The sequence below is a fragment of the Vibrio lamellibrachiae genome (assembly GCF_050337265.1).
Classification (GTDB): Bacteria; Pseudomonadota; Gammaproteobacteria; order Enterobacterales; family Vibrionaceae; genus Vibrio; species Vibrio kyushuensis.
In genome coordinates this window covers 1-25809 of the sequence record NZ_JAKJSU010000016.1, presented here as the reverse complement: position 1 = coordinate 25809, position 25809 = coordinate 1, and the positions used below count along the sequence as shown (strand labels likewise).

The window sequence follows — 25809 nt, the reverse complement described above, 5'->3', positions numbered from 1 at the left end:
TATTCGCATCCCCCGTTAGACTAAGCGCCTAAACCGCACGGATGTATCTATATTGTTCATAGATTAAAGAAGTGACGAACTGAATAAATGAAATAGGTAATGTATGAACGAACGTCGCGCCATTGGTTTTGGGTTATCTGCTGTTTTATTGTGGTCTACTGTTGCTACTGCTTTTAAGCTCACTCTCGCAGAGTTTACACCAATACAAATGCTCACCATTGCTAGTATGGTTTCTGCTCTCGCTTTAATCATGATCTGTTATTTCCAAGGTAAGCTTGGGCAACTCTCCACGACCTTTGTCTCAAATCCTTGGTACTACTTACTGCTTGGATTGATAAACCCACTCGCTTATTACCTAATATTATTTAAAGCCTACGATTTGCTTCCAGCTTCTCAAGCGCAAGCGATCAACTACAGTTGGGCCATCACTCTGACCCTAATGGCTGCGGTTTTTCTAGGGCAAAAGATTCGTGGGAAAGATTGGATTGCTTGTGGCTTCAGTTACTTTGGCGTGATTGTCATTGCAACAAAGGGCGACCTATTAGGTTTAGACTTTGATAGCCCTATGGGTGTTGCTTTAGCTCTTTTATCAACACTACTTTGGGCAGGTTATTGGATTCTAAATGCCAAAAACAAAGCCGACCCTGTCGTGGGTGTCTTACTTGGATTTTTAGTCGCCATACCGTTTGCCATAGGTCTGAGTATTTATGAAGGCGAAAGCTGGAACCAAATAAGCCCCAAAGGTTGGTTAGCGGTTACTTACGTCGGTTTATTTGAAATGGGTATTACTTTTGTCCTGTGGCTTAGTGCTTTAAAGCTTACTGAAAATACAGCCAGAATCAGTAATCTAATTTTTGCTTCGCCTTTTATTTCACTGATGCTTCTTTCCACCATCATTGGCGAAGAGATTCATCCAACCACTCTAATTGGTTTGGTTTTGATTATTACTGGCTTGGTCATTCAACAAGTTAAGTGGGGAAAGAAGGCTCACCGTTCAGAGGCGTAGCCTTCAAATAAAAATTCACGTAATGAATCGTCTATAACCTAGCGTATTAGAACAACTGATACGCTAACTCACTTCCCTGTCCTCTAATTTCATCGACTTTATCTATTAGGTCTATATTTAGTGATAGAGCCTTACCTACAGGATGATTGGCGAGGTAGGCTTGTTTCTCATCAGCGCCTAGCATGGAATCCCATTTAAAATGAATATCACGAGCAAGATACAAAACACACGCTAACTTTTTAGAGTCAACCGCTTTCCCAGGGTGATTAACATTAGCAATCGCATCTATCATTTCGGGTGGGAACTGCCAAGCCTTAGCAAGTGCCGCGCCCAGTTGTTGCGAATCAGTCTCTAGTATCTCTCGTTGGACTTTAACAACGTTCTCACCCGCCTCAACTCGCGTGGTGATCTCCACTGCTTGTTCAGGGACCAGTGAGTGGATCATCAACTCTCCAATATTGTGCAGAACGCCTGTCGTGAAGGTTTCATTCGCATCCAATTTCACCGTTTTTGCAATGGCACTGGCAATGATGGAAACTTCAAATGTATTGGCCCAATAGTCTTTAAGGTTGAGTGTTTCGAGTTTCGGGAAGGTTGTCGATAAAATTGACGAGGATATTAATGTTCGAATAGCGCCGGCCCCAACTCGAACAATCGCATCATTGATGGTGGAAACCCCCTTAACACCGCCAAAGTGAGCAGAATTCGCCATTCTTAATACCCGCGCACTTAACACTTGGTCCATCGACATTTTGCGCGATAACTCCCCGAAATCGATCGTTTCTCGATTAACCATATCGAGTAGTTCTTGCAGCAAACTTTCAATTCGTGGAAGCTCGTTAATACGGGAAATCAGTGCGTGTTGGCCCATGAAGTCACTCCTTTGATCGACATTTGTCTTTCTTTAATATAGGTCAAAATCAGATGGTCAGAGCGACTTTGCTGCATAAGTTGAAATAATTCCCTCGCTATCCATAAGATTATCATCATCAATCATTCACATAACCAATATGGGTAGGCTACAAATTCATCAATAGTGATACACTGTGCAGATAACATTCGCGCTCATCTAAATAACAATAACTTACAACTGAGCAGTGATGGCCAATGAATATTCGAGAATAATTATGTTTCGCATTGCCTTACCTTTTTCTTATGTCGATCAGTGGAAAAACCTGTTAGAGCAACAAAGTGATACGTTTCATACCGCGCATCAACTTTACCAATACTCAACAAGTGACCAATGGAAGCCACTCTTCAATGACGAAACTAAATCGTACATTTTAAGTGATTGTTTAGAGATCTCAGAGAGCTTAAACCTTGAACGACTCAAGAGAAGTCACTCTCAATTAGGCTACCCAGACGCCACCAGCCTAAAACATCAAGTCGACCATAAGACATATTGGAGCACACCTGTCTGGCATACCGATGGAACTCTATTTGGCATTCTATTGACCACCAGTGTAAATAAGGTATCAGAGCAACTGCCGCTTGATTCTTGGCTAAGTACACTCTCAGGAAAGGTGAGTCACGATCTAGCCTGCTTACAGCACTTGCATGGGCAACAGCTCCCCTCACTTCAAGAGTTTCTCGATGGATTAGAAGACCATGCGTGGGTTAAAAACAACCAAGGTGAATACATTATTTGTAACCGTGCTGTTGAATCGGCATGGGGTCGGAATATCGAATCCATTATTGGGGCAGAAGACCACCAAATATTTGATAAAGAAATGGCAGAGAAGTTTCTTAGAGCGGATGATCACGTCATCAAAACAGGTCAGCAGCATATCGTAGAAGAGTGCTCAGGTATGAGCCAGACTAATGATGATATCTGGCTGGAAACAATCAAGTCTCCAGTAAAGAACCATCACGGTGAAATGCTCGGTGTGCTCGGGATGACCCGTAATGTAACTCGACGTAAAACAGTCGAAAATCAATTAAAAATCACGGCAAAAATATTCAACAACTCCTATGAAGGGATGATGATTACCGATCACCTTGGTAACCTCATTGAGGTCAATCGAGCGTTTACCGAGATAACAGGTTACCACCCTGACGAAGTTCGTGGCAGAAACCCTCGATTATTAAAGTCAGGCCAGCAAGCCGCTCCCTTTTATAAACAGATGTGGCAGCACTTGAGCCAGACTGGGCAATGGAAAGGTGAGCTATCGAATAAGCGCAAAGACGGCACAATTTACCCACAAAAATCGACCATTACAGCGGTTCTGGGAAAAGATAACCAACCACTTAACTATCTTTGTGTCTTTGAAGATATCACCACACGTAAAGCGCATGAGCAGAAGCTTGAAAAGATGGCCTTTTATGATCTGCTAACAGATCTGCCAAATCGTACTCATTTAATCCAGTTACTTGCACAACAGATTAAGCGATCTCAACCTTTCGCTACCCTATTTCTTGATATTGACCACTTCAAGCACATCAATGATAGTCTAGGTCACCATTGCGGTGATCAGGTTCTCATTGAATTGGCACAACGATTAAAGTCTACAATGCACAGCAGTAATCACGTGGCTCGAATTGGGGGAGATGAATTTGTCATTGTAGTGACAGACTTAGATCAGCCTCAATACTTAATGACCATGATTAATCAAGCATTGAGCCTGTTCAATTCTCCTTTTTACCCTAATGATAGCCATCCGCTCCACCTATCCACCAGCATTGGTGTGTCGCGCTACCCGCAGGATGGTGAAGATACAGATACATTATTAAAGAACTCCGATACTGCAATGTACTTGGCGAAAAAAAATGGACGTAACGGATACGCGTTCTATTCACCAGAACTCACCGACGAATCGAAATCTCATGTGCGCTTTCATTCTGCCCTTCACCAAGCAATTAAAAATGAAGAGTTCCACTTGGCCTATCAGCCTCAATTCGATTTGACCAATGGACGCTTAACAGGGTTAGAAGCGTTACTGCGCTGGCATAACCCAACCATAGGTAACATACCACCCGATCAGTTTATTCCCATCGCGGAGAAGACGGGTCTTATCAATGAACTTGGTAACTGGGTAATAGAAACCGCCTGTAAGCAAGGCAGGCAGTGGCTTGATAAGGGTTACCACTTCTCAAAGATCGCAGTTAATGTTTCAGCAATTCAACTGCAACAACGAGGCTTTTCTCAAAACCTTCAAGCTATTTTGGAACGCACACAGTTTCCTGCTCAATATTTGGAAGTTGAAATTACAGAAGGCTTCTTAATGCGTGACCCAGCCCTTGCTACTCACGACTTGAATCAGCTAAAAGCACTCGGGATTGAAGTTTCATTGGATGACTTTGGAACCGGCTACTCTTCACTCTCTTATTTGAAAGGGCTTCCTTTGGATAAGATAAAAGTAGATCGCTCATTTATTCACGATATACCACAAGACAGTGATAGTGTTGCTATTGTCAGCGCTATTATTGCCATGGCAAAAAGCTTATCTTTGACGGTGATTGCTGAAGGGATTGAATGCCAACAACAGCAAAAGCAGTTATTGGATCTAGGGTGTTCTTTAGGTCAGGGGTTTCATTTAAGCCGCCCACTCAGCCCGCATTTAGCAGAGCATAACAGCACTCTAATCAATCACTTTACCAATATGAATACATCAATGGGTTAATACCCCTATAACGCTTTAACTAGCATCATTTTGTGATAGCTCTTTCTTGATTTTGTAAAAGGTGGTTTTTCCGATTTCCACCTTTTCCATAATCTCTCTCGGTTTCTTACCATTGATGATCATCGCTTCTATTAGTGTTTTAGCTTCATCGCAAGTTGGCTTTCGCCCTTTATACTTACCCTCTGCTTTCGCTTTTGCAATGCCTTCTCGCTGACGACACCTAGTGACTTCACGTTCAAACCGAGCAATAGATTCAAACACGGATAACATTTCTAACCCCTGCGGTGTCAAAGTATCTAACCCAAGCTCATTCACTCTCAAACCAACATTTTTCGCTTGGAGTTCTTTCTGAATCTGGCAAAAATCGGCAACTGAGTTCGCTAGGTGTTCGAGTTTGGTGACTAGAATCGCGTCCCCGTCACTACAAAAATCGATGCATGCTCGCAGTGTTTTTCTATTGGGTGCTGTACTGAGTTCCTCAATAAAAACACTATCACAGCCCAAAGAGTCTAACTCTTCAGTTACCGCTTCGAGTTCTTCTTGCTGTGTGATAACCGATGCTCGCGCGTATCCAATTAGCAATGGTTTTGCCTTTGTCAGCTAGGTTAGGTACTTAAACATTAGTAGAGAATCGTTCATAGATACAAAAAACAGCTCTAAATGAACTGTTTTTTGCGTTGAATAGCATTTACCCCGGTTTATTTAGGGTGAGATTAAAGCGGAGATATTAAAAGTAGAGAATCTAAAGATTAAACCCACTGTCCTGCTACGAAGCCACTCGACCACGCCCACTGGAAGTTATAACCGCCCAACCAACCCGATACATCCATCACCTCTCCAACAAAGTACAGCCCAGAAACGTTCTTACATTCCATCGTTTTTGAAGAGAGTTGATCGGTATCAACACCACCTAAAGTCACTTCGGCCGTTCGATACCCTTCGGTTCCATTTGGTGCTACTTTCCACTGCTCTAGCAGAGTAACCACGGCTTCAAGTTCCTTTGAATTAAATTGCTTTAGTGGTTTATCCGTTAGCTCTTTACGCTCAATAAGGACTTCAAGTAAGCGCTTAGGCAGTACTTTAGCTAACGTGTTCTTTAAGCTCTGGTTTGGATGCTGCTCTTTTGCTTGTTCTAGTAATTGTTCAACATCAGCGTTAGGCACTAGGTTGATAGAAACGCTTTGTCCTGCTTTCCAAAATGAAGACACTTGTAGAATTGATGGGCCAGAGAGACCACGGTGAGTAAACAGAAGAGCCTCTTTAAACAGGGTTCCATCTTGTGTCGTCACCTCAGCAGGAACCGCGATGCCTGATAATGATGCCAAATCGTCTTTATCTTTGTTATGTAGCGTGAAAGGAACAAGCCCTGCCGATGTAGGTACAATAGACAAACCAAACTGCTCAGCAAGCTTATAACCAAATGGGGTTGCTCCCAGTTTTGGCATCGACAATCCACCCGTTGCAACCACCAGCGACTGGCACTCTATAGCATCACCGTTCACTTTGAGCGTAAACCCAGAATCTTGCTTCTCAACATCAGTAATTTCGCCTTGATAGCGTTGTGTCACGCTATCTAGCTTACACTCATCAACCAGCATGCTGACAATTTGCTTAGCGCTGTCTTGGCAAAACAGTTGACCATGCTCGCGCTCTTCAAAGTCGATACCGTATTTACTCACCAATGAGATAAAGTCCCAATTGGTGTATTGAGACAGTGCAGATTTTACGAAATGTGGGTTACGGCAAAGGAAATTGTTGGCCGTTACGTCGTAGTTGGTAAAGTTACAGCGACCACCACCAGAAATCAGGATCTTACGACCCGGCTTTTTTGCATGATCAACCAATAATACTTTTCGTCCTCTTTTGCCCGCTTCAGCAGCACACATTAATCCAGCTGCGCCCGCGCCAATAATAACGACATCAAATTGGTTACTCATGAAAATGCTCTTCTTTCTGTTACGTAAAAATAAAAAAGGATGCGCAAAAGCACATCCTTAGTGAAGGTATAGCATTCTAACTCCAAAAAGGCGCATTGCCAATTTGAAGCGATGAGTTCATTAAATAACGAGTCTAGTCCGCGGGATTAAACCATAAAGGCAATCAGCAGCGTCACGCTTAATAAACCAGAAGAGAGGATAAATAGTTCCCTAACTCTGTCACACTTACCTGTAAACACAGGGTCATGGTGATGGTGATACTCTTTGGTTTTTAAATAACTATAAAGACGCACCTGCTTGGTCATATTGCCATGGGTGGTAAAGAACCCCCCACCATCGACCTGTTGATACAGCAGCGGATGAGCTTCTCGCATAATGTAGATTAATGAACGCAGCGCGGTTAGATATCGAGCCATATTGATGCACGTTACTAACAATAGCGCTAATAAAATAGTGTCTCCACTGATCATCTTCTCCTCCCTACACCTTCTACCAGAGCCCGGAAAGAAAAGACGATTCAGTGAACAGTCTTTTTGCTGATTTTACGCAGCAGGGGCGTCCATAATAGAAGATGAACCTTCTTTAGCTAGCACAGCTAGGTCTTTGTCGATAAAGAACAGTGCCTTACCATCTTCACCAACCAACTCAAGCTTATCTAAGATCCCTTTAAATAACTTCTCTTCCTCGTGCTGTTCCGCAACGTACCACTGCAAGAAGTTAAACGTTGAGTAATCTTGGTTTGTAAAAGCAACATGCGCGAGTTTGTTGATCTTTTGAGTAATCATTTGCTCATGTTCATAAGTCAAACGAAACACATCACCTAAACTTTCAAACTCGTGCTGTGGCGCTTCAATTGCACCAAGAATTGGCATTGAACCTGTTTCACTGACATAGGTAAAAAGGCGCTGCATATGTTGCATTTCTTCTACGGCATGAGCTCTAAGAAACTCAGCTGCACCTTCGAATCCTTTGTCTTCACACCAAGCACTCATTTGTAAGTATAGGTTGGATGAGAAAAATTCTAGATTTATTTGCTCATTCAATTGTTCAACCATGGCTTGTGGTAACATTTTTTTCTCCTAATTCAGTTATCTAACTGTTTTTACTAATCTGTCAAACAAACCATAACATGAACATTACTCAATGTGGATCTGAGATCACTCTGGCAAAAAAGCTCTCTGTCAGATGCTAAAGTAATACTATCTACCTCAATAAGGAGCGAGCCAAATGAGCTATCAACATATCTTAGTCGCGGTTGACCTCTCTGATGACAGTAAGTTACTGGTCGATAAAGCTGTCGCACTTGCTAGGCCTCTGGAAGCTAACCTCTCTTTTATTCATATCGATGTGAATTATGCCGAGTTATATACTGGGCTTATCGATATCAATCTCGCAGAGACCCAACATCAAGCAATGGAAGCCTCTCAACAGCAGCTACAGCAATTTGCCGATCACGCACAGTATCCAATCAAACATACTTTGGTTGGCAGTGGTGATTTAAGTAATGAGCTGTGCGATACCATTAATGAACACAGCATTGATCTGGTTGTCTGTGGGCACCATCAAGACTTTTGGAGCAAGCTGCTCTCTTCAACTCGCCAGCTAATCAATAGCTCTCCGGTTGATATGTTGGTTGTGCCGTTAAAAGAGTAAATGGGGACACTTTTCCTAATAGTGCGTTTCGTCGACATCTCTGTATAGGGACGGATAATTAGGTTAGACTGCGGTTACTTTATTGATAACGAATCTTATTTATGTTTTATCTATCCGCAGTTACCCTACTTTGGGCATTTTCATTTAGCTTGATCGGTGTTTACCTTGCCGGTCAGGTCGATTCGTGGTTTTCGGTGTTAATGCGTGTGGCATTGGCAAGCTTGGTCTTTATTCCTTTCACTAAGTTCCGTGGCGTTCCCAATAAACTGAAATTGAAGTTGATGATCATTGGCGGCATTCAGTTAGGCTTAATGTACTGCTTCTACTATCAATCCTTCTTACTGCTTTCGGTTCCTGAAGTTCTGCTTTTCACCGTTTTTACGCCCATTTATGTCACGCTTATCTACGATCTGTTAAAGCGTCGATTTTCACCATGGTACTTAGTCACGGCAGCTATAGCGGTATCGGGAGCGGCATTTATTAAGTTTGCAGGGGTAAATGAAAGCTTTCTCTTCGGGTTCTTAGTCGTGCAAGGCGCTAACCTCTGTTTTGCGATTGGCCAAGTTGGCTATAAATACCTAATGGAGCAAGAAGAGATAACGCTGCCACAGCACTCTATTTTCGGTTACTTCTATTTTGGTGCTCTTTGTGTCGCTACCGTTGCCTTCCTTTTAATGGGGAATATCGACAATCTTCCGACCACGTCTCTGCAATGGGGTGTGTTGGTTTATCTTGGTATTATCGCATCTGGCGTCGGTTATTTTGCGTGGAACAAAGGTGCATGTCTCGTAAACGCTGGTGCACTCGCAGTGATGAATAATATCTTAGTTCCGGCTGGGCTTATCGTGAATCTTGTTATTTGGAATAGAGATGTAGACTTGATTAGCCTCTCTATTGGCGGAGCGATTATCTTACTGTCGCTGTGGGTCAATGAGACTTGGGTAAAAAAGCGCGTAGCTCAGCAGTATCAGTCGAATACGTAATACTAGCTAAATCGACCTGAAGTCTAGGTGCTGTAATCTATCCACAAAAATGCTCACTAACTAGTGAGCATTTTTATGTGGGTTAAACCTGTCGATTGGTCATCAATATTAGTCACTCATTGATGCCAATACATACACATCAAATCGATTCTTCTTAGTTTCGATCGCCATGCTCGGTTTTTTCTTACCAAGCCACGGGGCATAATCCGGGCGCTTAACCACAACCCTTTTACTGGCAAGAGCTAACGCTGGTGTAATCAGATCATCAGCATCATTATCTGCCCCTACAAGTGACTGAAAAACTCGCATCTCTTTTTTAACCAGTGCCGACTTTTTCTTATTTTCAGGGTGCGGATACATTGGATCTAAGTAGACGATATCCGGTTGTTCAAAGCTCTCATCTTGACTAAGTTTATCGAGCGCATCATGACTTGAAGCATGGATAAGTGACATTCTTTCCCCTACCCATTGACCTATTTCAGGGTCCTGAGTCGCTCGTGCTAATCCATCATCAAGTAACGCAGCAACAACTGGGTGACGTTCCACCATCTGAACGCGACAACCTAAGGATGCCAGTACAAACGCATCACGGCCAAGCCCTGCTGTTGCATCAAGAATGGTTGGGGTTACGCCTTTATTGAGCCCTGCTGCCTTGGCAATGGACTGCCCTTTACCACCACCAAATTTACGACGATGCCCGACAGCGCCACCAACCAGATCCACATATATCGCACCAAGTTTAGGCTCGTCTAATTTACGTAGCTCTAAATGCTCTTCAGTGAGTACCAATGCAAAAACGCTAGTAGAGTCATGTGTTAGACCCCAGCGTTTAGCAAGGTTATCGAGAGTATCTTGCTGTGATAGGGCTTCGCAAATCAATTGTAGCTGCAACGTGGGCTCCAGAAATAAGTTAGTTGGTATCAACGACGGCAGAAGTCTACCTGCTTTTGCTAGTGCATCCTAATTTTCTGAGCTTTCTCTGTTATCTAAGCACAGCAAGCAATATACGATTTATCAGCCATTAATATCATGGCTTTCTGATTTTAGTATTTGAGTAATGAATTCATCGAGTGGCATCGGTTTACCAATCGCATAGCCTTGGCCGTAATCAACACCAAGCTCTATCAAGCGATCGATGATGTTGTTGTTTTCAACAAATTCAGCGACCGTTTTTTTGCCCATTTGCTTGGCGAGATCGTTGATTGAACGAACCATCACATAGTCCATTTCATTTACGTCTATGTCACGTACAAATAGTCCATCAATTTTAACAATGTCCACTGGAAGTTTCTTCAAATAACCGAATGAAGACAGACCTGAGCCAAAGTCATCTAATGCGATCACGCAGCCTAACGCTTTTAACTTGGTAAAAACTTCAATGGATTGATCCATATTATTCATCGCAGCGGTTTCTGTTATTTCAAAGCAGAATTTTTCACAAGAGACAGGTGTTCGCTCCAATGCCGATAATAAGAAATCAACGAACTCGTGGTTACCTATAGATTGACCAGATAGGTTTATTGAACACGCGCTAACTTGGCTGCTCTCCTCCGGGTGCTCTTCCAACCAATTAAGTACTTGTGTGACTACCTGCTTATCAATGAGGTGAGCTATATTATAACGTTCAGATGCTGGGATAAATATTGCAGGAGAAATGTATTCACCTTCCTGGTTTCGAATACGACAGAGTATTTCAAAGTGCAGTTTTGAACTGGCACCATCAAACCCTAAAATTCTCTGTGCAAATAGTTCGATTCGGTCATGCTCGAGTGCGCCATGAACTAAATTAACACACTCCATCTCTAGCGCACGATGCTTCACTTCTTTATCATCAATGAGATAAAGATTGTATCGATTCCGTCCTTCTTCCTTCGCAACATGGCAAGCGGTATCAGCCTGTGCATGAACCATTTGCGGCGAAGCAGCAGTATGATCGATTAATCGGATACCGATAGAACATGTTAATTTCAAACGGATGTGGTCCCATAAGAAGGCCTGCTCACCAAGTGTGCCTATGATGCTGCGACAAAGCTTTATTGCATCTAATTCAGTGCAATCCCTTAGTAAGATGGCAAACTCATCAGCCCCCATTCGAGCCAATATCGCGTTATAAGGCAATACATGCTCAAGCATACTCGCAGTAAACTGAATGGCAGCATCGCCCGCTTCATGCCCTGCAGTATCATTGAGTACTTTAAGTTGGTCTATATCGAGATAAAGCATCGCATGTGAACGTAGATGGCTTTCTACCTCTTTGAGCGCTTTTTCCAATTCTAATTCGAAGTGATTACGATTATAAGTATTGGTCAGCAGATCGAATCGAGCTTGATACTCAAGTTGGTCAGCCAGTTTTCTCATCTCTGAAATATCCTCACCGACAATGAGCAGCAGCCCTGACTCAACCATAGAGCGAATATTTTCCCGCACACAAATAACCGAGCCATCTGCATGTTTATATTCAATTTCTCTACGCCAAACACCTTTCATTGCTTGGTTGGGTTGCAATAATACTTGCCTTGCTGAAAGCGAGTCCGACTTAAGGTAAAGCTTGCCTAATTTATGCCCGAGCAATTCATTTGATGAATATCCCAATAACTGCTCAGTAAAACGATTGACCTGCTGAACTCGGTTGTTTTCATCAAGCGTAATCATCATGACGGGTTGCTGGTCATAATAGTGGCTGAGCTTAGCTTCTCGTTGGAATAGCTTATCTTCAGTGATCTTTCGGGTTGTTATATCCCGAGCTTCAAGTAGGTATCTAGGGGATTTATCTTCAAGCTTATTCAGCGGCTTCAATGATAACTCAAGAACCAAAACCCCATGATCTCGATGCCAGATTTCTCCTTCAATTCGCTTTGCCAACAAGCTCTTTTCATCAGTAAAGTACTGCTGGATTTGATCTGCCACGAGTGTGTGCCAGTGTTTGTGGTACCAGATTGGTTTATCAAGTTGGTAGGATTGATCGTAGATTAAACTTTGTAGTTTGCTGTTGCTTGAGATAAGCCGACCATGCGTATCTAAAATACCAATGTAGTGATAGCTTTGATCAAATATGGCCTCAAGCATCAGTTGACTCTCTTGAGCGCTCTGACGACTGGCTTTCAGTTTATTAAGGTAATAAACCAAAGATAGAATCACCGCGAGCATTCCAAGCAACAAAGAGACTAATAGCTTAAGCTCGCGATTATATAATTCGGTATTAAAGGTAGGATTATTAAGAGATGCTATTCTTTGCTCTGCAAATGTGGTCGGGTTACTGTCACTAACAACCGCTGCATCTAGTTTATCCAACCTAGGTTGAAAAAAATCAATATTATGAGGTGTCGATTGAAATGAACTAACCGAGTTCATTTCTACTGCTTGAACATAGCCTGACACAACCGCTACGAATGTTAGCAAAAAGAGATAGATACGCACTCAAGTTGTCTCATAATGTAAACTATTGCTTATAGTATCATCGCAGTTGATAAAATATACTAGCTTTCAAGCCGTTTACTTTCTCTTAACTTAATAACCTACAAGGCAAATGCGTCATGCAACAAGCAAAACTTGATGACCTCGATAGAGCAATATTAAAAACCTTAATGGAAGATGCTCGTAAGCCTTATGCTGAGATGGCAAAGAGTTTTGACGTAAGCCCCGCCACCATTCATGTTCGAATTGAGAAGATGAAATCCGCTGAGATTATTCAAGGTACTGAGGTGATAGTAAACACTAAAAAGCTAGGCTACGACGTATGCTGCTTTATTGGAATTAACTTGAATGCCGCGAGAGATTATCACTCCGCCATTGCAAAGCTAAATGCGCTCGAAGAGGTTGTTGAAGCGTATTACACGACTGGGGCTTACAATATTTTCGTGAAGTTAATGTGTAAATCAATTGAAGAACTTCAGTTTGTTTTAATCGACAAGTTACAAGCGATTGATGAGGTTCAATCAACAGAAACACTTATCTCGCTACAAAACCCAATCAATCGAAACGTAAATCCATAATAAAAATGGCCTAATTGAATGAGGCCATTTTTATTCTAATATCGCGTTTAGAATCAGTTAACGATTCAAATACTCTTTTAGCTCTTCTGGTGAAATGCCCTGCTCTGCAAGCTGTTTCGCCAGTATATCAACCTGCTCACCTTTTCTTGATTCAATCACTTGTTGAAACTGAAAGATGATATCGCGCAATACATCAACAGGAACTTGCTTCGCGGCACTACGAATACGCTCACCACTTTGGTTACCCATCTCGTTGAGAAGTTTACCAAACATGACTTTTTCTGGTGCTTCTTCCAGCTGTTCTAGAATGCGCGCCATTTCGTACGTTGTCATCGACATTATTGTTGAGTATCCACTGCGTAATATTTTTAATATGAGAGGCTAAATATACACCTGTTTCATCTCTAATAATACACCATATTAAATATGTTATATCTACACCCGTATTTCATGCCATTTATAGCCAATCTTTGAGCATAGAACGACTAGACTAGGTGCTGTTAACCACATAAGTAAGGTGATTAGCATTTCAGGTTGAAGTGATAGTCTTTGCGTTACACCGACCACTAGCCCTGCTCCACTCATTTGAAATAGCCCAAGCAAAGCGGCAGCGGTCCCTGCTTTATCACCGAATGGGGCAAGAGCTTTGCCCGCTGCTGCACCCAATACCCAAGCGAAGCCAATGGAAGAAACAAATATAGGCAGCATAAATGCTAATGCTGTTTGCTGACTTTGCAGTGCCAACATCATCACTCCGGCTATATTAAGCATGACCACACCAATAATGATCGTCATTCTGGTACCGAATTTTTCCATACACTTTGGTGCGGTCATACAAGCAATAATATTGAATACCGCATTGATACCAAACCAAAAAGTAAACTCGTCCATCGACAAGCCATAGCGGTCCATCAATACACCTGGTGCAGATGTTACATACGCCAGTATCACTGCCATCGAAAACATACAAAGAGACGCATGGAAAATGAACATCGGATTCTTTAATACTTGCGCATATCGGCTCGGCTTAAATACCGCTTCCGTTGTTTTGGCAGGGTTCGTTTCTTTATGGTTGAAGAATAGAATGATCCACACGACCAACGCAAAAATAGCCATGAAAGAGAAGTTCGAACGCCAACCAAATTGTTGGGTAAGCCAGCTTCCCAGTATTGGAGCAAGTGCAGGAATAAAGCAGATAGCGCCATTGAGGTAGCTGATCATTTTCCCACTTTTTTGTGCTCCAAATAGATCGCGAACAGTCGCAAAGGCCGCTACTGCGGTCGCACATGCGCCCAAGCCTTGTAGTAGCCTTGCTATTAGCATCCACTCAATGGTTTGTGCAGCCCACGCCAAGCAAGCACTCAAACCGTAGATACCAACACCGACCAATGCAACTGTTCGACGCCCGTGTTTGTCTGCCAAGGGGCCAGCGAATAACTGCCCAACACCCATAGCAAACAAGAACCAAGTAATGGTTTCTTGTACTCTAGTTTGTTCCACGTGAAACGTTTCAGACATTAGAGGTAAAGCAGGTAGATAGATATCGATGGCCAGCGGACTAAACAGCACTAACATCGTTAGTATTGCCATTTGTAACTTACTTGGAGTATCGAGTTGGGATGTGTTCACTGCATGTACCGTTTCTATTCTAGAGTTGGCAAGAGTTTAGCGCACGCATGTTATTCGATATAATGGTATATACTCATAGCAGTTATTCTAATTTGGAAAATCACAGTGTCCGTAGAAGCTTTGTCTCGTATTGATTTGAATTTGTTGGTTTGTCTCAACGTGTTAATTGAAGAGCGCAGTGTTACGAGAACCGCGCATAGATTGTGTTTAAGCCAATCTGCCGTGAGTAAATCTCTGTCTAAACTAAGAGAGCAGTTTGACGACCCACTCTTTATCCGAACTTCTCATGGTTTAAAACCAACGCCCAAATCTACATTTCTAAAACCAAAGCTCGAAGTGTTGGTTAATCAACTTGAATTGATTACCCAGCCCGAAGAGTTTTCTCCAAGTTCTAGTGAGTACCGTTTCCATATAGCAGCCGTTGAGAGTGTTTATCCACTGATATTACCTCATTTCCTTCCTGCTATATTTCAACACGGTCCAAATTTGAATATCTCAACTCACCCTTGGACAGACCAAACATTCAAACGCTTACAACTCGGTGAACTCGACTTGGGGATCACGGGACGTGATATTGATATCAACGATGCCAAGTTAACAATGCTTCCACCAGAAGATATTTGTGAACAAGAAATCTATCGTGATGCACAAATGTGTGTGCTTCGTAAAAACCACCCAGCACTAAAAAGTAATTGGACACTTGAGAGTTATCTGTCTCTACGTCACGTACAAGTAAGGTGCGACGGCAATGATCGTTGGCTACTGGATTACCGGTTGGCCGATATTGGTGCAGAACGAGACATCGCCATTACTGTCCCTGATTTTAATAGCGCCGCTAGCTTATGTACCTATACAGACTTTATATTTACCGCACCTAGCCATTTTACTCATTTGGTTGCTAAACAGATGGATTTGGTTGTCCTCCCCTTACCAATGGAGTTCCCACCAATGGCTTATACCTTATTCTGGCACCGTGATAGAGAAAACGACCCCGCACTTACTTGGTTAAGAAATATAATAAAGCAGAAGACGCTTCACCTGAGATAATTTGCAGGTAGAAGGTAAAAGGAGTAGCTTATTTAACTTCGCTACTCAATGAGTAGCAGGCTGAAGCAGTAGGACAATACAATAAGGACAATTTGATGCATCAATCTATTTCAGAACGTGTTCAAGCGATTAGAGCTTGGCTGACCAAACATAATTATGACGCTATTATCATCCCTCACGAAGATGAATATCTTGGTGAGTATATCCCCGCTCATAATGAACGCCTACATTGGCTGACTGGATTTACTGGCTCTGCAGGTTGTGCTGTCGTCACCCAAACGAAAGCCTCTATATTCGTTGATGGTCGTTATACCGTTCAAGTTCGTAAACAGGTCCCTGAATCTGTTTTTGAATATCGGCATTTAATTGAAGAGCCTGCTCTAGATTGGGTATCACAATCCCTTCCTGTAAATAGTAAAATTGCTTTTGATCCTCGTATGCATACTGGCTCTTGGTTAACCTCCGCACAGGCGAAGTTATCAGCACGTTATAATTTATCTGCCATCACCTCTAACCCTATTGATGCGCTATGGAGCGACCGTCCGAAGGCTGAACTATCTTCCGCCAGATTAATGGGGAATGACTTTGTCGGACAATCTAGTGCATCGAAACGAGATTTGGTTGCCGAACTAATCCACAACCAAAGTGCAGATTGTGCGTTGATTACCGCCCTCGATTCGATTGGTTGGCTGTTGAATATTCGTGGTCTTGATGTCTCTAGGTTGCCGGTTCTACTATCACATGCCATCTTACATACAGATTCTAGCATCGATTTCTTTATCGACCCGACGAGACTACCCGCTGAATTCGAGGCACATGTCGGTAAAGGAGTTAGAGTTCGCCATCCCGAAGAGTTAGAAACGGTTCTATCAACGATGACCGGTAACAAGATCATTGTTGACCCTGCCACGAGTAATGCTTGGTTCACTCTACAGCTACAAAATAATGGTGCGAGTTTGATCAGCTCAGCCGACCCATGCCTATTGCCTAAAGCACAAAAGAACACGACTGAAATTGCAGGAATGAAAGCAAGCCATGTTCGAGATGGTGTCGCTATGGTTAAGTTTTTGTCTTGGTTTGATAAACAAGTTGAACAAGGGTTATTACTTAATGAGGCAGAGTTGTCTGATCAACTTCAATCTTTTAGAGAGCAAGACCCGAGCTTAGTTGATTTAAGCTTTGACACTATTTCAGCGGCTGCTACTAATGCAGCGATGTGCCATTACAATCATGAGAATGAGCCACAACCGACTTCATTAGCGATGAACTCACTCTACTTAGTGGATTCAGGTGGTCAATATCCAGATGGTACGACCGATATCACTCGAACGGTAGCCATTGGCCAACCAAGTGATGAGATGATAAAACAATTTACTCTGGTACTAAAAGGTCATATTGGCATAGCACGTGCTCGTTTCCCTGCTGGTACTTGCGGTTTCCAAATCGATGCTTTGGCTCGTCAACATCTATGGGCGGAGGGCTATGATTATGATCACGGAACCGGTCACGGTGTTGGACACTTCCTAAGTGTTCATGAGGGGCCTCAAAGTATCTCTAAAAGACAAATCAACGTACCGCTTATGAAAGGAATGGTTCTATCTAATGAGCCTGGCTATTACCGTGCAGATGCTTTTGGTATTCGAATAGAGAACCTAGAGTTAGTGACTGAGATTGAAACTAACGGTGACTTCCCTGTACTTACTTTTGAATCGTTAACACGTTGTCCTATCGACTACCGAAACATTAATGTCGATATGCTGACTCGTCCCGAGCTTGCTTGGCTGAACGAGTACCATCAGAAAGTTTGGGATGAGCTTAGCCCTCTAGTCGAAGGAGATGTTAGAGTTTGGTTGAGGCACGCGACACAAACATTATCCCACTCTTAGTAGGCTGATCTTGTTATAACGTATGTACAAAAAAGGGCTACGAAATCGTAGCCCTTTTTAATGTTTCACGTGAAACATTAAAGTGTAATAGAGTTATCCAGAATACCCGCTGTGCCAATCTTTCCAAACAGGATCGAAACCCTTTTTCTGAATCATATCAGCCACCATTGATGCACTACGTTCGTCACTAATTTCAAACTGTTCTAGTTCAACATCATCCAAAGCATAGCCACCTGGCTGCGTTTTTGACGCAGCGGACATGGTCGTTATTCCTAGTGGTAGTACATTGTCTCTAAACAACGCCGATTCGCGTGTCGATAAGGAGAGTTCTACCTCAGGGTTTAATAAACGATAAGCACAGATGAGTTGAACCAACTGCCTATCTGACATAACCGACTTAGGTTGTAATCCCCCCTCACAAGGGCGTAAACGTGGAAAGGATATCGAGTAGCGTGTTTTCCAATAAGTACGCTCTAGATAATCAAGGTGACTTGCAGCAAAAAAGCAGTCAGTTCGCCACTCCTCCAATCCAATTAGAGCGCCAATGCCAATTTTATCAATCCCAGCTTTTGCTAAACGATCTGGTGTTTCAAGTCGATAATTGAAATCCATCTTGTTGCCACGAAGGTGGTGTTGAGCGTAGGTCGAAGGATGATAGGTTTCTTGGTAGACCATAACCGCATCTAAACCTAGCACTTTTAATTCTTGATACTCTTCTTGCTCTAATGGCTGAACTTCCATCGCTAAATAGCTGAAGTTCTTTTTGATTGATGGAAGCACTTGTCGAAAGTATTTCATCCCCACTTTTGTTTCATGTTCGCCTGTAACCAATAATACGTTATCGAAGCCCATCGACTTAATCGCGGAGACTTCCGCCGATATCTCATCATTGTTAAGCGTTCTTCTCTTAATCCGGTTTTCCATCGAAAAACCGCAATAAGTACATGCATTAGCACAAAGGTTCGATAAATACAGAGGTATGTAGAGCCCAATGGTGTTTCCAAATCTTTGCCTAGTAAGCGCCAAAGATCGTTGTGCCATCCGCTCTAAGTAAGGTTCTGCTGCAGGAGAAATAAGTGCCTTAAAGTCTTCCAGATTACACTTTTGTTTTGCGAGCGCTCGCTCCACATCCGAAGCCGTCTTACTGTTGATTGATAAGGTAACATCGTCCCAATTCATTTGATTAAATGTATTTAGAAAACTCATAGCGACTCCTGAGGATTACGAAACATTATCAAGAAATGATGTTAATGGGCTTGACGCAACAGCTTGCTTCGCAACCGTAGCAAGCCCTGACAAGTAGGCTGTTCTACCCGCTTCTACGGCATATCTGAACGCTTTTGCCATCTCCACTGGATTTTGAGAAGAAGCTATTGCTGTATTAACCAGAACAGCATCTGCGCCAAGCTCCATGGCGAATGCAGCATGTGATGGCGCACCAATGCCCGCATCAACCACTACAGGGACATTTGCCTGATCGATAATGATTTCTAGGAAGTCTTTACTCACTACGCCTTTGTTCGACCCGATTGGCGCACCTAACGGCATAACCGCGGCACAACCCACTTCTTCCAATCGCTTACAAAGAACAGGGTCTGCATGGCAATATGGCAACACGATAAACCCATCTTTAACTAGCTGCTCTGCAGCTAACAGAGTTTCAATCGGATCTGGCATTAGATATTTTGGGTCCGGGTGAATCTCTAACTTTAACCAATTAGTTCCAATCGCTTCGCGAGCTAAATGTGCAGCAAAAATAGCGTCCTTCGCGTTTTTAGCTCCGGAGGTATTCGGCAATAGATTAACCCCAGCTTTCACAATCGGGTCGAGTATATCGTCCTGTTCGGCATTTACATCAACTCTCTTCAAAGCCATCGTGGCCAACTGGGAGCCAGATACCTTAATTGACTCAACCATCGACTCTTTGTTGGAAAATTTTCCGGTGCCGGTAAATAAACGAGAGTCAAAACTTCGATCGCCAATGACCAACTTATCATTCGTTAAAATCATAATTACCCTCCTGCAAATGCTTGGAATAATGAAATGGAATCACCCCTATTAAGTGGGGTCTTACTCCAATTACTTTTTGCCACAATGGCGTTATTGATTGAGAACACACAGCCTTTCTCGGGAAGGTTAAGAACCTTAATCACGTCAATCAGAGTCGAGTCTGATGCGATTTTTTGACTAGCACCATTAATTTCGATTTCTATTGAACTCACGAAGCTACCTCACTCTCTTTATCGTTAATTTTTTCGCTAGATAATTCATTCGGTTTGGAGCCACAAATCTTGCAAGTTGCGTCTCTCGATAGCGATAGGTTTTGCCACGTCATAGTACTTCCATCAAAAATTTGAAGTACTTCCGTTGCGCACTTGAATTCACCAAGCGCAAGCTTTTGGATGCTGGCTAATGCTTGAAGGTTTCCTATTGTTCCAACAACAGGTCCTATTATTCCCATATCAACACAACGCTTAGATTCCGTGTGCTCATCTGCAGGATACAGACATTGATAACACGCACTTGAGTCATCGAAACTAAATACAATGAACTGTCCCTGCCAACCAATAGCAGCACCAGAAACGAGAGGCTTTCTATTTACTGAACACACTCTATTAATCAGATGTCGACTCTCAAAGTTATCCGTACAATCCAGAACCAAATCAGCCAAGCTAACCTCTAATGCTAATTGTTCTTCCTTCAACCGATAGTCGATTGCCCTAACTCTGCAATCACTATTTAGAGAACCAATTTGATTACGCATAGAGCGAGCTTTGTTAGAGCCTATATCTTCTTCGCGGTAGATAACTTGCCTTTGAAGGTTACTACTTTCGACAACATCGTCATCAACAATAACTAAGCTCCCTACTCCTGCAGCAGCAAGAAATAGTGAAACCGAACTACCTAAACCACCGCACCCTATGATGAGCACTTGGGACTTCAGTAAATTAGTTTGCCCCTCATCACCAAAATCAGGAAGGCACACTTGTCTTTGATAGCGAAGGAATTGCTTATCTGAAAGCATCTTCAGACTCCATTGATATATCATTAAGGCTAGGGTTTGAAGTTATCTCTGCTGGGCTCCAGAGATCTTTCATTAACTCGCTGAAAGGACGAATAGCCGCTTCAGTATCTTCAGCCAAAGTAATAGCACGTACGACAGCAAGACTTGAAACACCGCATTCCCAAACACGGTTTGCTGTGAAATGATCAATCCCTCCAATGGCAACCGTTGGGTATCCATCTTTCAAATTGGTGTAAGGAATAGTATCTATCAATGATTGGTACAATGCCAAACGCAACAAACCTTGAGGCTTAGATGGCATCTTTTTAGTGGTTGTTGGGAATATATGCCCTAGTGCAATGTAGCTAGGATTAACCTGCACAATACGTAAGAGCTCATAGTAACCGTGTGTTGAAAGTCCAAGTTTAATATTTGCAGTTGATAGCCGGTGCAAATTAGACTCCTCAATATCCTCTTGACCTAAGTGGACACCAAAAGCTTTGTGTTTTATCGCTAGTTGCCAGTAATCATTTATAAACACTTGAGCCCCATACTGCTCACCAAGCGCGATTGACTCGATGATCTGTTTCTCTAGATCGGATTGTTTCGGGTTCTTAATACGTAATTGAATAGTGCTGATTCCAAGAGGAAGAAGCTTTCTAATCCAACGGACATCATCAACAACAGGGTAAAGACCTAAGCTACTCTTCTCCAACTCTGGAAATGAAATTTTAGAGTCTTGATTCAACCACCCGACTTTAATGTCCAATCGAGAATCATCAAGAATTGGAATTGGGAAATAACGAAAATCTTTGGGCCATGTTTCACGTGAAACATCATTCGACACAGCCGCTCTCGCAATAACTAAGCTGTCTTCAACTGGAAAATCCAATGCTAATACAGTAAGAACCCAGGCTAAGTGAAGATGATTATCATCAACTTGGTCAACATAACGAATAGCCTTATTGTTACTAGATGGCAGATAAACACAAAGGGACGACCATGCATCAATAAATTGCTCGCCATCGATGATTCCAATAACAGCCAACGAAGAATCACGACCAAGGCCCTCATGCGCACTGGAAACTGTATTAGTGGTGCCATACTGAAGCGTAAGGTCACTAGGTTCTATATGAGCGACAGTACTAGTTAGCTGCTCTGAAGCACCACAAACATTAACCCGATATGGATTCGATTCACCGATGAGAACGAACTGCTGAGTTGAGCTTACGCCCAACTCAACATGATGAATGCCAAATCCCTCTTTTTTTGCTGCTAGTAAACAACGCTGAATCAAACCAGTCAGTTCAATATAGCTAGATGGGATAAGAATCTTCATTTTTAGCCTTCTGTTTCTACTTGTTTTTCACCAACAGCCGGATGGTACAACTCTGACCCGGTAGCCAGAAATTCTTGAGACTTCTTACGCATACCCTCTAGAGGATCATCTAGCATCTTAATTTCAATGGCCTGATCTGCTGCAACCTGTTCTGAATTTTTCGCGTACTCACGAACTTCTTGAGAAATTTTCATTGAACAGAATTTTGGACCACACATAGAACAAAAGTGCGCTACTTTACCTGATTCTTGAGGTAAGGTTTCATCGTGGAATGCTTTTGCTGTTTCTGGGTCTAGTGATAAGTTGAACTGATCTTCCCATCGGAATTCGAAACGTGCTTTTGACAAAGCATTATCACGGATTTGAGATCCAGGGTGACCTTTCGCCAAGTCAGCTGCGTGAGCTGCCAGTTTATAAGTGATAAGGCCGGTCTTCACATCTTCTTTGTTAGGAAGCCCCAAGTGCTCTTTTGGTGTAACGTAACAAAGCATCGCACAACCGTACCAACCGATCAGAGCAGCACCAATACCAGATGTAATATGATCATAACCAGGTGCAATATCTGTTGTTAATGGGCCAAGGGTATAGAATGGTGCTTCATGACAATGCTCAAGTTGCTCATCCATGTTTTCTTTAATCATATGCATTGGTACGTGGCCAGGGCCTTCAATGATTACTTGAACATCATACTCCCAAGCCACTTTCGTTAATTCGCCAAGGGTACGAAGCTCAGCAAACTGAGCTTCATCGTTCGCATCAGCAATAGAACCTGGACGTAAGCCATCACCTAACGATAGTGCTACATCGTACTTTGCACAGATTTCACAGATTTCTCGGAAGTGTGTATATAAGAAGCTTTCTTGGTGATGAGCAAGACACCACTTAGCAATGATTGAACCACCACGAGAAACAATGCCAGTAACACGTTTAGCCGTCATTGGTACGTAACGGAGTAGTAAACCAGCGTGAATAGTAAAGTAATCTACGCCCTGCTCAGCTTGCTCAATTAGCGTATCGCGCATAACCTCCCAGTTCAGGTTCTCAGCTACACCATTCACTTTCTCTAGCGCTTGGTACATTGGAACTGTACCGATAGGAACTGGACTATTACGAAGAATCCACTCTCGAGTTTCGTGAATGTTACGGCCTGTTGAAAGGTCCATTACTGTATCGCCACCCCACCGAGTTGACCATACTAGTTTCTCTACTTCCTCTTCAATCGATGAGCTAACAGAAGAGTTTCCGATATTTGCATTCACTTTTACCAAAAAGTTACGGCCAATAATCATCGGCTCTGCTTCTGGGTGGTTTATATTTGAAGGGATAATTGCGCGCCCTTCAGCAACTTCTTTACGAACGAATTCAGGTGTTATCTCTTTCGGCAAGTTTGCACCGAAATTGTGTCCAGGATGCTGGTGATTCAGTTGCTCGTCTGCAAATTTTTGGCGACCCATGTTCTCACGAATAGCGATGTACTCCATCTCAGGAGTGATAATACCTTTACGTGCATAGTGAAGCTGAGTAACGCAGCAGCCCTCTTTCGCACGGCGGATTTCAGGTAGATTACCATAACGAAGATCGTCTAATGTATCGTCTTCTAGGCGTTCTTTAGAGAATGCAGAGCTCACTCCATCTAGTGGTTGAGTATCATTTCTTTCAACAATCCAATCATGTCTTAGCTTTGGTAAGCCACTGTATAAATCGATTGTATGGGTAGGGTCAGTATAAACACCAGATGTATCGTAGACGTGAATTGGTTCGTTTGGCTCAAATATTGGTGTATCTTTACTACCACCGACCAAACTATCTGCTAATGATATTTCTCGCATTGGAACTCGAATATCGCTTCGAGACCCTTCAATATAAACTTTATTTGAGTTTGGATATGGTTCGACAGACAAAGAATCAATGAAATTCTTGGCTTCGAGTCTTGATTGTTTACGGTTCGACATAGCATTCTTCCTTATTATAATCATGGATAAAAATGCTTGGCGGATAAGATGCTACAAGAGGAATCGACTCTATGGATAGAGGCGATTGAAGGATAGAAAACGAGAATGGATCTGGTTTGATATCTTTCTCTTGTTTCCTTCGCAGGTATTAGCCTGATCAGGTTCAACGGATCCCGAATTAACGGTCTCAGCCTTATGGCACTCCGACAAGTAGAAAGTAGTATATGTAATCAGTTTGTTGAATCCAAGCTAAAGTGATTAATTTTTAGCTAGTATTAAATAAAACTAGTTTTTAATCATCAATTGGAAGCCAATCCAAGCTGCGGTAATACTCAGTACAACATTGAGTAATACATTCAAGCCCATCTTAAAAAAAGCACCCTGCTGCATCAGTAAAACGTTATCCATCGAGAACGTTGAAAAAGTCGTTAACGCACCAAGAAATCCAAGACCAATAATTTGTCTCCAAGGCTCCGTAGGTAAACTTCCATTTTCGAATGCTGCGATTAATACACCCATAGCCAACGAGCCAACTATATTTACGGTTAATGTTCCATATGGAAAGCCACGACCAAACATTGCTGCACAAAACTCAGTAACGAGATAGCGGGTACAAGCACCAAATGCGCCACCAAAAGCAATAAAGCCGAGAATAGATAATTGTCCCATGATATATCCTTAAAACCACAATGACGTAATTGTATGCTCTATTCTTCGAAAAACTAGATCTACTTGAATAAATTACCGAAATAACTAAGCAACTTAGCTTCCATTCTAGTATGGATTCAAAATGTTACAGGAGTCACTTTTACTATAGATTGCAGTTGTTGAGAGTAATATGAAAGCCTTTGGACGTTACGACACTAATTAGTATTCAATACTAAAATGAATCACATAGTGATTTATAGGAAGAATTATGAAAGGTAATAGACCGAGATAGTTCGAATTCCAACAGGCGTTATTTGAATATTGAAGAATCCCCAACTTGATTCTTAACGTATAAGAGCAGAAAGCAAAAAGGCTCCAGCATTTCTGCTAGAGCCTTAAATATGGCAGGGGTGGAGAGATTCGAACTCCCAACACGCGGATTTGGAATCCGCTGCTCTGCCAATTGGAGCTACACCCCTAAAATTTTTATGTTTCAGATTCAAAAAAACCTCGCATTAGCGAGGTTCTCTGAATAAGTGGCGGAGTGGACGGGACTCGAACCCGCGACCCCCGGCGTGACAGGCCGGTATTCTAACCAACTGAACTACCACTCCGCAGTGGCATACTTGCAAAGCAAGTGTCCATCTGTTTTTAGGTCTTGACCTAAAAACGATATTTAAAGCCTGGCGATGTCCTACTCTCACATGGGGAAACCCCACACTACCATCGGCGCTACTGCGTTTCACTTCTGAGTTCGGCATGGAATCAGGTGGGTCCGCAACGCTATGGTCGCCAAGCAAATTCTAAAATTCGGAAAACTGATTAATAAAAGTTCAAACACGCATTCAATGTTCTTATATTGAGTCCAATCAAAACCCCTTGGGTGTTGTATGGTTAAGCCTCACGGGCAATTAGTACAGGTTAGCTCAATGCCTCACAGCACTTACACACCCTGCCTATCAACGTTCTAGTCTTGAACAACCCTTAAGGGCACTTAAAGTGCCAGGGAAGACTCATCTCAGGGCTCGCTTCGCGCTTAGATGCTTTCAGCGCTTATCGATTCCGAACTTAGCTACCGGGCAATGCCACTGGCGTGACAACCCGAACACCAGA

Annotated in this window: 22 protein-coding genes, 2 tRNA genes, 2 rRNA genes, 1 pseudogene and 1 riboswitch; of the genes and pseudogenes, 7 read left to right on the top strand and 20 right to left on the bottom strand. The window is 42.6% G+C overall.

Going from position 1 to position 25809, the window contains the following annotated elements; genetic code table 11:
• Positions 1-103 precede the first annotated feature (103 nt).
• The gene (locus L4C54_RS21720) at positions 104-1006 is read left to right on the top strand and encodes a DMT family transporter (RefSeq protein WP_428803717.1); all 903 of its coding nucleotides are present in this window, start codon (positions 104-106) and stop codon (positions 1004-1006) included.
• A gap of 46 nt (positions 1007-1052) precedes the next feature.
• On the opposite strand, the gene L4C54_RS21715 is transcribed toward L4C54_RS21720, so the two are convergent.
• Positions 1053-1877 carry an HDOD domain-containing protein gene (locus tag L4C54_RS21715; protein ID WP_428803718.1) on the bottom strand — a complete coding sequence of 275 codons (825 nt, stop codon included), beginning with the start codon at positions 1875-1877 and terminating at the stop codon, positions 1053-1055.
• 256 nt (positions 1878-2133) lie between these two features.
• On the opposite strand from L4C54_RS21715, the gene L4C54_RS21710 reads away from it, so the two are divergent.
• Positions 2134-4626 (top strand): putative bifunctional diguanylate cyclase/phosphodiesterase, encoded by a 2493-nt coding sequence (locus L4C54_RS21710; protein ID WP_428809776.1) that lies wholly within the window; start codon positions 2134-2136, stop codon positions 4624-4626.
• Between the two features lie 15 nt (positions 4627-4641).
• Here L4C54_RS21710 and L4C54_RS21705 read toward each other — a convergent pair whose 3' ends face one another.
• The 4 genes from L4C54_RS21705 to ftnA all read right to left on the bottom strand — a co-directional run bounded on the left by L4C54_RS21705 (position 4642) and on the right by ftnA (position 7633).
• The gene (locus L4C54_RS21705; protein ID WP_428809775.1) at positions 4642-5208 is read right to left on the bottom strand and encodes a recombinase family protein; all 567 of its coding nucleotides are present in this window, start codon (positions 5206-5208) and stop codon (positions 4642-4644) included.
• A gap of 167 nt (positions 5209-5375) precedes the next feature.
• A complete protein-coding gene (locus L4C54_RS21700; protein WP_428809774.1) occupies positions 5376-6563 on the bottom strand; it encodes a BaiN/RdsA family NAD(P)/FAD-dependent oxidoreductase in 1188 nt (395 codons plus the stop codon).
• A gap of 146 nt (positions 6564-6709) precedes the next feature.
• Positions 6710-7033 carry a universal stress protein UspB gene (gene uspB, locus L4C54_RS21695; protein WP_428803722.1) on the bottom strand — a complete coding sequence of 108 codons (324 nt, stop codon included), beginning with the start codon at positions 7031-7033 and terminating at the stop codon, positions 6710-6712.
• 72 nt (positions 7034-7105) lie between these two features.
• Positions 7106-7633, bottom strand: a complete 528-nt coding sequence (ftnA, locus tag L4C54_RS21690) for a non-heme ferritin (RefSeq protein WP_428803723.1) — start codon at positions 7631-7633, stop codon at positions 7106-7108.
• A 157-nt stretch (positions 7634-7790) separates the two neighbouring features.
• Here ftnA and uspA point away from each other — a divergent pair, with 157 nt between their 5' ends.
• Both uspA and L4C54_RS21680 read left to right on the top strand, forming a co-directional pair.
• A complete protein-coding gene (gene uspA, locus L4C54_RS21685; RefSeq protein WP_428803724.1) occupies positions 7791-8216 on the top strand; it encodes a universal stress protein UspA in 426 nt (141 codons plus the stop codon).
• 101 nt (positions 8217-8317) lie between these two features.
• Positions 8318-9199, top strand: a complete 882-nt coding sequence (locus tag L4C54_RS21680; RefSeq protein ID WP_428809773.1) for a carboxylate/amino acid/amine transporter — start codon at positions 8318-8320, stop codon at positions 9197-9199.
• 108 nt (positions 9200-9307) lie between these two features.
• Here the strand turns inward: L4C54_RS21680 and L4C54_RS21675 are convergent, their stop codons facing one another.
• Positions 9308-10090 (bottom strand): class I SAM-dependent methyltransferase, encoded by a 783-nt coding sequence (locus L4C54_RS21675; protein WP_428809772.1) that lies wholly within the window; start codon positions 10088-10090, stop codon positions 9308-9310.
• Between the two features lie 123 nt (positions 10091-10213).
• Positions 10214-12484: pseudogene (locus L4C54_RS21670) on the bottom strand (putative bifunctional diguanylate cyclase/phosphodiesterase); the annotation flags it as partial.
• Positions 12485-12732: 248 nt separating this feature from the next.
• Here L4C54_RS21670 and asnC point away from each other — a divergent pair.
• Positions 12733-13191 carry a transcriptional regulator AsnC gene (gene asnC, locus L4C54_RS21665; protein WP_428803727.1) on the top strand — a complete coding sequence of 153 codons (459 nt, stop codon included), beginning with the start codon at positions 12733-12735 and terminating at the stop codon, positions 13189-13191.
• Between the two features lie 57 nt (positions 13192-13248).
• Here asnC and tsrA read toward each other — a convergent pair whose 3' ends face one another.
• Both tsrA and L4C54_RS21655 read right to left on the bottom strand, forming a co-directional pair.
• Positions 13249-13530: an H-NS-like global regulator TsrA gene (gene tsrA, locus L4C54_RS21660; RefSeq protein ID WP_428803728.1), complete on the bottom strand. Its 282-nt coding sequence runs from the start codon at positions 13528-13530 to the stop codon at positions 13249-13251.
• 96 nt (positions 13531-13626) lie between these two features.
• Positions 13627-14781, bottom strand: a complete 1155-nt coding sequence (locus L4C54_RS21655; RefSeq protein WP_428809812.1) for a multidrug effflux MFS transporter — start codon at positions 14779-14781, stop codon at positions 13627-13629.
• A gap of 144 nt (positions 14782-14925) precedes the next feature.
• Between L4C54_RS21655 and L4C54_RS21650 the strand changes: the two genes are divergently transcribed.
• Together L4C54_RS21650 and L4C54_RS21645 are read left to right on the top strand one after the other, a co-directional pair.
• The gene (locus L4C54_RS21650) at positions 14926-15867 is read left to right on the top strand and encodes a LysR family transcriptional regulator (RefSeq protein WP_428803729.1); all 942 of its coding nucleotides are present in this window, start codon (positions 14926-14928) and stop codon (positions 15865-15867) included.
• Positions 15868-15962: 95 nt separating this feature from the next.
• Complete coding sequence (locus tag L4C54_RS21645) at positions 15963-17753, top strand: aminopeptidase P family protein (RefSeq protein WP_428809771.1); 1791 nt, start codon at positions 15963-15965, stop codon at positions 17751-17753.
• Between the two features lie 93 nt (positions 17754-17846).
• Here the strand turns inward: L4C54_RS21645 and thiH are convergent, their stop codons facing one another.
• The 11 genes from thiH to L4C54_RS21590 form a co-directional block, all read right to left on the bottom strand.
• The gene (gene thiH / locus L4C54_RS21640; RefSeq protein WP_428809770.1) at positions 17847-18959 is read right to left on the bottom strand and encodes a 2-iminoacetate synthase ThiH; all 1113 of its coding nucleotides are present in this window, start codon (positions 18957-18959) and stop codon (positions 17847-17849) included.
• A gap of 15 nt (positions 18960-18974) precedes the next feature.
• A complete protein-coding gene (locus tag L4C54_RS21635) occupies positions 18975-19763 on the bottom strand; it encodes a thiazole synthase (protein ID WP_428809769.1) in 789 nt (262 codons plus the stop codon).
• 2 nt (positions 19764-19765) lie between these two features.
• A complete protein-coding gene (thiS, locus tag L4C54_RS21630; protein WP_428809768.1) occupies positions 19766-19975 on the bottom strand; it encodes a sulfur carrier protein ThiS in 210 nt (69 codons plus the stop codon).
• A complete protein-coding gene (locus L4C54_RS21625) occupies positions 19972-20778 on the bottom strand; it encodes a HesA/MoeB/ThiF family protein (protein WP_428809767.1) in 807 nt (268 codons plus the stop codon). The genes thiS and L4C54_RS21625 overlap by 4 nt, the downstream gene beginning before the upstream one ends.
• Entirely contained in the window at positions 20765-22096 is a 1332-nt protein-coding gene (locus L4C54_RS21620) for a thiamine phosphate synthase (protein ID WP_428809766.1), read from the bottom strand. The genes L4C54_RS21625 and L4C54_RS21620 overlap by 14 nt, the downstream gene beginning before the upstream one ends.
• Before the next feature lie 2 nt (positions 22097-22098).
• Positions 22099-24048: a phosphomethylpyrimidine synthase ThiC gene (gene thiC / locus L4C54_RS21615; protein ID WP_428809765.1), complete on the bottom strand. Its 1950-nt coding sequence runs from the start codon at positions 24046-24048 to the stop codon at positions 22099-22101.
• Positions 24049-24165: 117 nt separating this feature from the next.
• Positions 24166-24264, bottom strand: a riboswitch (TPP riboswitch).
• A 69-nt stretch (positions 24265-24333) separates the two neighbouring features.
• Positions 24334-24717 (bottom strand): fluoride efflux transporter CrcB, encoded by a 384-nt coding sequence (gene crcB / locus L4C54_RS21610; RefSeq protein ID WP_428809764.1) that lies wholly within the window; start codon positions 24715-24717, stop codon positions 24334-24336.
• A gap of 381 nt (positions 24718-25098) precedes the next feature.
• A tRNA-Trp gene (locus L4C54_RS21605) sits at positions 25099-25175 on the bottom strand.
• A gap of 58 nt (positions 25176-25233) precedes the next feature.
• Positions 25234-25310 (bottom strand) — tRNA-Asp (locus tag L4C54_RS21600).
• Positions 25311-25377: 67 nt separating this feature from the next.
• Positions 25378-25493 (bottom strand): 5S ribosomal RNA (gene rrf / locus L4C54_RS21595).
• Between the two features lie 93 nt (positions 25494-25586).
• Positions 25587-25809 (bottom strand): 23S ribosomal RNA (locus L4C54_RS21590); the annotation flags it as partial.